This is a genomic window from Ornithinibacillus halophilus, from assembly GCF_900129485.1.
In the GTDB taxonomy this organism is placed as follows: domain Bacteria; phylum Bacillota; class Bacilli; order Bacillales; family Amphibacillaceae; genus Ornithinibacillus; species Ornithinibacillus halophilus.
The window spans coordinates 23,578-33,295 of sequence record NZ_FQVW01000037.1; the positions used below are offsets into that span (position 1 = coordinate 23,578).

Here is a 9,718-nt window from a genome sequence, read left to right on the forward strand (position 1 = left end):
CTTTATAAATCCACCTTATCCTTATTTAATATATGAACTTGTTTGATGGAACGTCCTTCTATTGCAGTAACTGTAAAAATTAAATTGCCTCGTTCAAGCTGCTCTCCTTCTTCTGGAAAATAATTAAATGCTTTTAGTAAATACGCTGCTAATACATCTTCCTCTTCCGGAATGTTCGTATGGAAAATAGAATTCAGTCTATGTAATGGAATTTTCCCATGGCAAATCAGTTCACTTTCTGTGAGCTTCTCTACTAACGTTTCCGTTTCCAAATCCGTTTCATCTTCAATTTCTAATCCAATCATTGCTTCAATTATATCTTCATGTGAAATGATCCCCTCTGTACCACCATATTCATCCAACACTATTGCCATATGCTTCTTTTGTTGCATCATTTTCCGGAAAACCTGTTCAATCGAATGAAATTCATAGACCATTAAAGGATCCATGTCACTATAGGACTCTAATGTTTGATCTTGTTCAATTGACCACATAATAAGGAATTTCGAATGAAAAATACCTACAATATTGTCCAGATCGTCTTTATAGACAGGATATCGTGTAAAGGGATAACGAATGACAATGTCTCTTACTTGTTCATAGGAAGATGTAATTGGTAACGCAATAATATCAACACGAGGAGTTTTCAACGCATCATTAACATTTAAATTATAAAAGTCCAGTACCCCTTTAATTCTGTGGGACTCTTCTTTTTTAAACGTACCTTCCGTTCCGGCGATATCAACCATTGCACGTAGTTCTTCTTTAGAGAAAGTTGTTTGGTCTTCTTCTCCATTTGATAACCATTTCACAATTAATCCTGTTAAGCCATTTAATAAGAAAGTAAATGGCTTAAAGATAATCGTCATAAATTGAATCACAGGATATACAACGTAGGCGATCTTATCTGGGAAGGCAACAGCCACTGATTTAGGAATGACCTCAGCAAAGACAATGATAGTTATTGTTAAAACAGCTGAAGCAAAAGCAACATTAAAACCGTACTCAAGAGCCACCATTGTAACTAGAGTGGGTAACAATATATTTGCAATATTATTCCCAATTAAAATTGTCGTAATAAATTCGTCTGGCTTTGATAAAAGTTTTAGAAGGTTCTCTGATTTTTTGTCAGCGTTGGCTGCTTTTGTTTGTAATTTTACCTTGTTTGTTGCTGTTAATGCTGTCTCACTACCTGAAAAAAACAAGGAAACAAAAATTAATAATATAATTGCAATAACCACTAATAAATCCTCCTTATAACAATACGATGGAAACATTCTTATTTAGTTTTCCTCTAAAATAAGATTCTATAATAATCTTAGCGTTATTAGTATTTATTTGTCCTGAATGATATATGAAATGTGCTACAAACTATATTAAGACAATCTTACAATTGGATACCTTTATTTAGGAGGAACACTAAATATGGAGGAATTTTCGGTTTGGGCACTAATGATGGATATCAGCATTATTTCGGGGCTTTTGTTAGTCGGAACCATCCTACGTGCCAAAGTTAAATGGGTACAATCATTATTTTTACCTGCAAGTATGCTAGCTGGGTTTATCGGACTATTCCTTGGTCCAAGTGGAATTGATTTAGTACCTTTTTCCAATCAATTTAGCTCATACCCTGGACTATTAATCGCAGTTATTTTTGCCGCCTTTCCAATAGGTGCTGCAAAAATTAACTTAAGAGAAATTATTCATCGAGTAAGGAATATGTGGTCTTATTCTATGTTGATTACCCTATTAATGTGGGGTGGAGCTGGGTTATTTGGATTAGTCGTTTTAGTTCCTCTTTTTGCTGACTTACCAAGTGGGTTTGGAATTATCTTAAGCGCAGGCTTTGTTGGTGGACATGGAACGGCTGCTGCAATTGGAGATGGTTTTGCTCATTACGGTTGGAATGAAGCAATGGATTTAGCCATGACATCTGCAACGATTGGTATATTAGTCGCAGTTTTAGGTGGATTATTTTTAGTTAAACAGGCTACTGAAAAAGGACAAACAAAATTTATAACTAGTTTTAAGGATTTACCTGACGAATTAAGGACTGGCTTAGTTGATGAAAATAAGCGATTAGCGATGGGAAAAGAAACAGTCTCACCGAGTTCCATTGACCCTTTTGTGTTGCATTTAGCAATTATTGCGTTTGTTGTAGGTGTTGCATACTGGCTAACTGAATTACTAAATGATGTCATTCCAGCTGTTACCTTTCCATTATTCAGTATCGCCTTTGTAATTGGTTTACTATTCCAATCTTTAGCAAGAACTGTAAAAGCAGATCCTTACATTGATCAACGAGTAATGGAACGTATTGGAGGAACGGCGACAGACTTTTTAGTTGCTATAGGTATTGCCTCTATCAATTTAACGGTAGTACTTGATTATGCGATTCCACTACTTATATTATTTGCATTTGGAATAACTTGGGCTTATTTAATGTACCGGTTTGTAGCTCCCAATATTTTTCAGCAATTTTGGTTAGAAAAATCCTTATTTGGTTGGGGCTGGAGCACAGGAACAGTAGCCATGGGGATAGCTTTATTACGTATAGTAGACCCTGAGCTTAAAAGTAAAACAACGAGTGATTATGCACTAGCTTACATTGGCGTAGCCCCATTTGAGATAGCGATTATCACTTTTGCACCCATATTATTCTCTATTGGTTACTCATGGGCATTTCCTATTGTGCTACTAGTTGGGGCAGCAATGATTATAGGGGCTTATGTAAAATCAGGGTTATGGGGTAGTAGGACTAATTAATCTACTCCAATTTCATTCCTCCACATCCATTTTATCCCTAGTATAGATACACCTCTCCGACAGAAAATAAGTATAACCCGTTATTAAAGGAGAGGAAATAATGGATAAACAACGTGCAGAGGAGATTATCAATGCTCCTAATATGATTAACGTTAAGTACCATGGGTTTCCTGTTTATATACAACAAGTTAATCAAGAAAAAGCAACCGTTTTTCCACTTGATGAGATGCATCATCAGCAAGAAGTAGACCTTAATGGGCTATACGAAGAAGGCCCTTAAAATATAGAAGTTGGAGGTGTTTTTTCATGCACAGACTCAGAGCAGAAGAAATCGCCCAGTCTCCAGAGATGAAAAATGTTACTTATCAAGGGAGACAAGTTTATATACAACAAGTTAATGACCAAAGCGAAACAGCGAGAGTATACCCAATTGATGAACCATCAAATGAATTCGATGCACAATTATCTAGTTTAATGGAGAACCAATAATGATAAGATCCGAACTATGAGGATAGTTTGGATCTTATTTAGATTCTTTATCTAATTTAGAACCCTTCGTCCCATCTGTGATAATGCGTAATGGACACCATGTTTTAAAGAATGGTAACAGTCAAATTCGGATAAATTAATATGTAATTTTGCAATCAGTTTACTTAATTCCGGTGAAATACCGGTTAATATGGTCTTCACTCCAATTAATGTTGCAGACGATACAATTTTTTCGATAAGTGTAGCTGCTGAATCCGTTAAATTGTCTTTCATACCCGTTAAATCTAAAATCAAATAATCGGCTTTGTAATCTGGCAGTTGGTCAATCATCTTATGGAAAAGCTCTTGTGAACGATCTTCCCCATATTTCCCTAATAGCGGAACAACTACAATTCCTTCTAACACCGGTATAATCGGTGGCGAAATTCTTGAGATTATATCATTCAACTGTTTAGATTTTAGTTCCATTTGTTCCTCTAGTTCCGTTATCCTATTTAATTCATTTTTTCGAGTCAACTTGTACATGTCTTCTACGATAGGTATTTCTGACGGATAATATTTAACTTTTGTATAACTATTCCTTTCAGATTGGCTATGTACTATCTCATACCATATATTAGTCCCAAAAACACCAGTTAATACACCGGCGAAGTGTGCAGGTATAAAGGATTCATTTTTCCCTTTAGTTTTATTTATTTTATAGTCCCAACTATCTTTAATACAAAACACAGCTGTTTTTTGTTCTTTACAAATCTCTTCAATAACAACATGTCCCCATCCACCAGAAGCATAAGTCTTTGTAACATAAGTAGTGGCTTCTGAAACACTCACATGATTAAGCTTTTTAAAAAAATCCCCTACTTGTAGGCCCTGCTTAAAACCAGTAAATTGTAGGACTAATTCAGATACTCCTTCACCTGATATTTCCTCAATCGTATCCAATAGCACACTTAAATCTTTAGTAATCCAAAAGACTACAGCATCTTCGTCTTCAAAAGAAAATGAGCCATTTTCCAAATCCCAATTATAATTAAAACCATCAAGTGATAATCTTTTCTGATTTTCCACAGTACTTTCTCCTTTACCAACTATTAAGCTAATTATCATATAAAACTATCTAATATAAAAAAGCACATGAAATCATCTCACTGATTACATGTGCTCAACTCATTCGATTTTATGCCATCCATTTTGGAGGAGTATTTTTATCCCAGTATATCTCTCCAATAGTATGGTGAGTTTCAAAGTTATCTTCACTTAAGTGATAATGAAAATTAAACCAGTATCCTTCTTGAGGTCTGTTATCACGACGAACATGGAATCTAGCAATCTCTTCTTCTGCTTCATTGTCATATAAATTAAAGATTCTCTCTCCATATCCATGAGTAGGTTGCTCTGTAATCGTGTAATGTATAATTTTATCTTGATCTACACTTGCTAAGATTGTTTCAATTGCTTGCTCAATATTTGGAAGAATAATAGAGGTAAACTCATCTTCTACCTTCTCGACAATTCTTGGTCCTAGTTTTGTATAAGTATAATCAATGGCTTGTTCAGTGATTACATCTGTATAATTTTGTTCCTCATCTAAAAAAGAATCAAATTCATCCTCAAGTACAGGACTAGATATCTGATCGTTCTCACTATTATTCGTTTTTGGTGAAATTACTTCATTGTTTTCTTCTTCAGCTATTAAATAGGTAGGTGTATAAATACCTAACGTTAAAATCGCTATTAAAGCTACTGCTATTTTCCTCATCCAAAGCTTCATCTAGTTTCACCCTTACCAATATATACTTATCTAAATTTTAACATGTTTAAGAAAAATGTCTATAAGATTATTATCCTATTCTTTAAGGAAAGCTAGAGAGCACCCACTTTGCAACGTACGAACTGGGGTTACTCGGCACAATGGCCAAAAAATAATTCTTCTCTAGTCGGCAGGTGCTCGGAGCTAGACAACTCTGAAAAATTTATATTCGAATTTACACTTCTTTTACATTCAATACATAAAGGCTTAATACTAACCTACTATACTAGCAATTGAGAGAGGGGTCATACTTCTTTCCATAAAAACAAAATTTAGGGAGGAAACTTTTAATGAATTTCAAAAAGTTTATCATGATTTTATTTGTAGCAGCTCTAGCTGTGCTAGTTGTAGCTTGTGGATCAGATTCAGAGAATAACGCTTCAGGTAACAACGGAAATTCTTCCGAAGAAAACAACTCAAGCTCTAATAACAATGAAGAAGAGAATAATGAAGAAATTGAAGAATTAGAAGGAAGTGTTGTCATTGATGGTTCTGGTACAGTATTCCCATTAATGTCTAGACTTGCTGAAGAATACATGTTAAACGAACAAGAAGGAGTTTCTGTAGAAGTTAGTCGTGCTGGTACAAGTGCTGGTTTTGAGAAGTTTTTACAAGAAGATGGTACTGACTTCAATGATGCATCTCGTTTCATTAAAGAAGAAGAACAGCAAAAAGCAGACGATCTTGGAATTGAAGTAAAAGAATTAAAAGTTGCTTTAGATGGATTAACATTTGTTACTCACCCTGATAATGATTGGGCAACTGAAATGACTCCAGATGAATTAAAAAGTATTTTCTTAGCTGACGGTGGTATTGAAACTTGGTCTGATATTAATCCTGAATGGCCAGATGAAAAAATAAATACGTATGGTCCTAACGAAAACCACGGTACTTACGAATTTTTCTATGAATCTATTTTAGAAGAACAAGACCTTGTAGATGACGTAAACCTACAACAAGATTACTCAACTCTAGTAACTTTAGTATCTGAAGATGTAAACGGCATTGGATTCTTCGGCTTTGGTTACTATGTAAACAACCAAGATAAACTAAACGCTGTACATGTCGACTTCGGTGACGGACCAGTTGAACCATCATTAGATACAATTGCTGAAGATGGTGATTATGCAGGATTTACTCGTCCAGTATTCACTTATCTAAATGTAAACAATGCAAAAGAAAAACCACAAGTACTTGATTATGCAATCTACGTAATGAATAGTGTGAATGACTTTGCTGGTGAAACTGGCTTCGCTCCAATTCCTGAAGATGAAGCTTCAAAACTAGTTGAAGAATTAGAAGCACTTAAATAAGTTACATTGAAATATTAATAGAATCAGTAAAAGATGAGGGCATGACCATGCTCTCATCTTATTCTGACTTAAGCCTGGGGAAGGAGTGCACTTTAAATGGCTGACAATCACACAAAACCATCAAACGCTGTGCACGTACGAGAAATGATACATCAAAAAAAGAAGGTTAAGAATTTCTCGCAAGTATTGGAAAAATCTATTCCTGTCTTTCTATTTCTTTTTGCATTAATTTCCATACTTACTACAGCTGGTATCATTTATACCCTTTTTATAGAAACCATTGAGTTCTTTAAAATAGTGCCAATTTGGGAGTTCTTTACTGGCACTGTATTAAAGCCAATGAGCCAAAATCCCGAATTCGGTGTTTTACCATTATTATCTGGTACAATCATATCTTCTGTAATTGCAATGCTAGTTGCAGGACCAATAGGTATGATGGCAGCCATTTACTTAAGTGAATATGCATCGGATAATGTACGACGGACTCTAAAGCCTTTATTAGAAGTTCTAGCGGGTATCCCTACTATTGTTTATGGATTCTTTGCGTTTACTTTTGTAACTCCACTCATTCGCTCCATATGGCCAGAAGTGGAAGCAACCAACATTCTTAGTCCTGGTATTGTAATGGGGATTATGATTATCCCAATGATCGCTTCGTTATCAGAGGATGCAATGACATCTGTTCCAAATTCCATGCGTGAAGGTGCCTTAGCACTTGGAGCAACAAAATTAGAATCTACCTTTAAGGTGGTCATTCCGGCAGCACTTTCTGGTATCATCGCATCATTTGTACTAGGAATCTCTCGTGCAATTGGGGAAACCATGATCGTAACAATAGCTAGTGGTAGTTCGAAAAACTTTACGTTTGATATTACTCAATCCATGCAAACGATGACAGCCTACATTGTGGAAGTATCTGGAGGAGAAGCACCAGCTGGTTCAACCATCTACTATAGCCTATATGCAGTTGCCATGACTTTATTTGTCTTCACACTTCTGATGAATTTACTAGCTAGATACGTCTCTCGCAAATTTAGGGAGGAATATTAATATGAAATACGTTGATGCAAATACCGTTCAAAAAAGAATGAATACCCGCATTTTGAAAAATAACATTCTTAAGTACCTCTTCTTAATTGCAACATTATTCGGCTTGTTTGTATTAGCTATTCTAATAATCCAAGTCTTAAGAGATGGTTTACAGTGGATCGATTGGAATTTTCTTACTGGAAAGCTTTCAAATGATGCTGAAAGAGCAGGTATCATGGGAGCCATACTCGGTACATTTTGGATGATGATCGTTGTAGCACCTGTAACATTAATCCTCGGAATCGGTACTGCTATTTATTTAGAATTATATGCAAAAAAAGGTGTATTCCAATCATTTATTCAAACCAATATATCAAACTTAGCAGGAGTTCCTTCCATCGTTTATGGAATTTTAGGATTAACCATCTTTGTTCGAGCAATGGATTTGGGAAATATAGTATTAGCTGGAGGTCTTACCCTCTCATTATTAATTCTTCCGATTGTCATCGTTGCAGCTCAAGAAGCCATTCGTTCCGTACCACAGCACCTAAGTGAAGCTTCTTACGGAATGGGAGCAACTAAATGGCAAACGGTAAAAAACATTATTCTGCCAGCAGCATTACCTGGAATATTAACTGGTGCAATCTTAGCCCTATCAAGAGCAATTGGAGAAACAGCACCATTGACTGTATTAGGTATCCCAGCACTAATTCTTCCATTTCCTGAAGGGATATTTGATAAATTTACAGCATTACCAATGCAAATTTATTATTGGACATTAGATTCATCATTAGTTGCAGAATATGTAAACCTAGCAGCTGCAACGATAGTCGTATTATTATTACTGTTATTCCTATTAAATTCAACAGCAATTATTATTCGTAACAAGTTCCAACAGCGTTACTAATCTGCGTTTTTTACAAGGAGTGTAGAACAATGAGTGTTTCTATGACAGAAAAGAGTAATATAAATTTGAAAACTACAGTTTCCTCCAAGAAAACTGTTCATACTGATAAAGATAAAGTATTCCATACAAGAGATTTAAACTTATGGTATGGCCAAACCCACGCCTTAAAAGATATAAACTTAGATACGTACGAAAAGGAAGTAACGGCTATCATCGGACCTTCTGGATGCGGGAAATCAACCTACTTAAAAACGTTAAACCGTATGGTTGAACTTGTACCTAGCGTTAAAATTACTGGTGAAATTAATTACAATGGCAGAAGTATTTTAGATAAGTCCTTTAAAGTGGAAGACCTACGTACGCATGTTGGAATGGTATTCCAAAAACCAAATCCATTTCCAAAATCAATCTATGACAATATTGCATACGGACCTAGAATACATGGGATTAAAAGCAAAAAAATCCTTGATGAAATTGTGGAGAAGAGTCTCCGTGGTGCCTATATCTGGGATGAAGTAAAAGATCGCTTAAAAGAAAATGCATACGGCCTATCCGGCGGGCAACAACAACGACTTTGTATTGCACGTACTTTAGCGATAGAACCTGATGTTATTTTAATGGATGAACCAACTTCAGCATTAGATCCTAAATCAACCTTGCGTATTGAAGATTTGATTCAAGAGTTGAAAAAGGATTACTCCATTATTATTGTGACTCATAACATGCAACAAGCAGCTCGTATCTCAGACCGCACCGCATTTTTCCTAAATGGCGAAGTGGTTGAATATGATCAAACAGATGATATTTTTACAAACCCTAAAGATAATCGTACAGAGGATTATATTTCCGGTAGATTTGGGTAATACTATAACTAGTAAGTACTCCTCCCTAGTTATATATATTAAAAGACTGGCTTTATTGGCCAGTCTTATTTTTTTGCTTTATGGTGTATTAAATTTGAAGCGTTGATTTTCTTAGTTACTTTAGGATCTTGGCTCCCTTGCTATGGGCTTCGAGAGTTTCTCTCGATTACCGTAGAGTTCTTTTTCCACTTGCTACCGACATCGAGACACCTTATCGATTACCGTAGAGTTCTTTTTTCCCTGGCTTCCGGCATCGAGACAGACTATCGGTTACCGTAGAGACCTTTTTCTCCTTGTTTCCGGCATCGAGACACCTTATCGGTTACCGTAGAGACCTTTTTCCTCTTGCTTCCGGCATTGAGACACCTTCTCGGTTACCGTAGAGACCTTATTCTCCTTGCTTCCGGCACCGAGACACCTTCTCGGTTACCGTAGAGTGCTTATTCCTCTTACTTCCGGCATCGAGACACTCTCTCGGTTACCGTAGTGCTCTTGACTCTCTTGCTTCCGGCATCGAGAGCCTCTCTCGGTTACCGTAGAG

Annotated in this window: 10 protein-coding genes; 7 read left to right on the forward strand and 3 right to left on the reverse strand. The window is 36.0% G+C overall.

The genetic code is table 11. The features are described 5' to 3' along the window. Positions 1-2: 2 nt before the first annotated feature. Positions 3-1,241 carry a hemolysin family protein gene (locus tag BUB12_RS13055; protein ID WP_072891367.1) on the reverse strand — a complete coding sequence of 413 codons (1,239 nt, stop codon included), beginning with the start codon at positions 1,239-1,241 and terminating at the stop codon, positions 3-5. 184 nt (positions 1,242-1,425) lie between these two features. On the opposite strand from BUB12_RS13055, the gene BUB12_RS13060 reads away from it, so the two are divergent. The 3 genes from BUB12_RS13060 to BUB12_RS13070 all read left to right on the forward strand — a co-directional run bounded on the left by BUB12_RS13060 (position 1,426) and on the right by BUB12_RS13070 (position 3,255). After that, positions 1,426-2,766 carry a sodium/glutamate symporter gene (locus BUB12_RS13060; protein ID WP_072891368.1) on the forward strand — a complete coding sequence of 447 codons (1,341 nt, stop codon included), beginning with the start codon at positions 1,426-1,428 and terminating at the stop codon, positions 2,764-2,766. Between the two features lie 100 nt (positions 2,767-2,866). Continuing rightward, positions 2,867-3,046, forward strand: a complete 180-nt coding sequence (locus tag BUB12_RS13065) for an H-type small acid-soluble spore protein (RefSeq protein WP_072891369.1) — start codon at positions 2,867-2,869, stop codon at positions 3,044-3,046. Positions 3,047-3,072: 26 nt separating this feature from the next. Beyond that, positions 3,073-3,255: an H-type small acid-soluble spore protein gene (locus BUB12_RS13070; RefSeq protein ID WP_072891370.1), complete on the forward strand. Its 183-nt coding sequence runs from the start codon at positions 3,073-3,075 to the stop codon at positions 3,253-3,255. Positions 3,256-3,306: 51 nt separating this feature from the next. Here BUB12_RS13070 and BUB12_RS13075 read toward each other — a convergent pair whose 3' ends face one another. Continuing rightward, positions 3,307-4,323 carry an STAS domain-containing protein gene (locus BUB12_RS13075; RefSeq protein ID WP_143155639.1) on the reverse strand — a complete coding sequence of 339 codons (1,017 nt, stop codon included), beginning with the start codon at positions 4,321-4,323 and terminating at the stop codon, positions 3,307-3,309. A 109-nt stretch (positions 4,324-4,432) separates the two neighbouring features. Continuing rightward, positions 4,433-5,026 carry a YpjP family protein gene (locus BUB12_RS13080; protein WP_072891372.1) on the reverse strand — a complete coding sequence of 198 codons (594 nt, stop codon included), beginning with the start codon at positions 5,024-5,026 and terminating at the stop codon, positions 4,433-4,435. Between the two features lie 329 nt (positions 5,027-5,355). Here BUB12_RS13080 and BUB12_RS13085 point away from each other — a divergent pair, with 329 nt between their 5' ends. From BUB12_RS13085 to pstB, 4 genes are all read left to right on the forward strand, one after another. Beyond that, the gene (locus tag BUB12_RS13085; protein WP_072891373.1) at positions 5,356-6,378 is read left to right on the forward strand and encodes a PstS family phosphate ABC transporter substrate-binding protein; all 1,023 of its coding nucleotides are present in this window, start codon (positions 5,356-5,358) and stop codon (positions 6,376-6,378) included. Positions 6,379-6,474: 96 nt separating this feature from the next. After that, complete coding sequence (pstC, locus tag BUB12_RS13090) at positions 6,475-7,428, forward strand: phosphate ABC transporter permease subunit PstC (RefSeq protein ID WP_072891374.1); 954 nt, start codon at positions 6,475-6,477, stop codon at positions 7,426-7,428. A gap of 1 nt (position 7,429) precedes the next feature. Further along, on the forward strand, positions 7,430-8,314 hold the full coding sequence (gene pstA / locus BUB12_RS13095) for a phosphate ABC transporter permease PstA (RefSeq protein WP_072891375.1): 885 nt from the start codon (positions 7,430-7,432) through the stop codon (positions 8,312-8,314). Positions 8,315-8,343: 29 nt separating this feature from the next. Beyond that, positions 8,344-9,177: a phosphate ABC transporter ATP-binding protein PstB gene (pstB, locus tag BUB12_RS13100; RefSeq protein ID WP_072891376.1), complete on the forward strand. Its 834-nt coding sequence runs from the start codon at positions 8,344-8,346 to the stop codon at positions 9,175-9,177. Positions 9,178-9,718 lie beyond the last annotated feature (541 nt).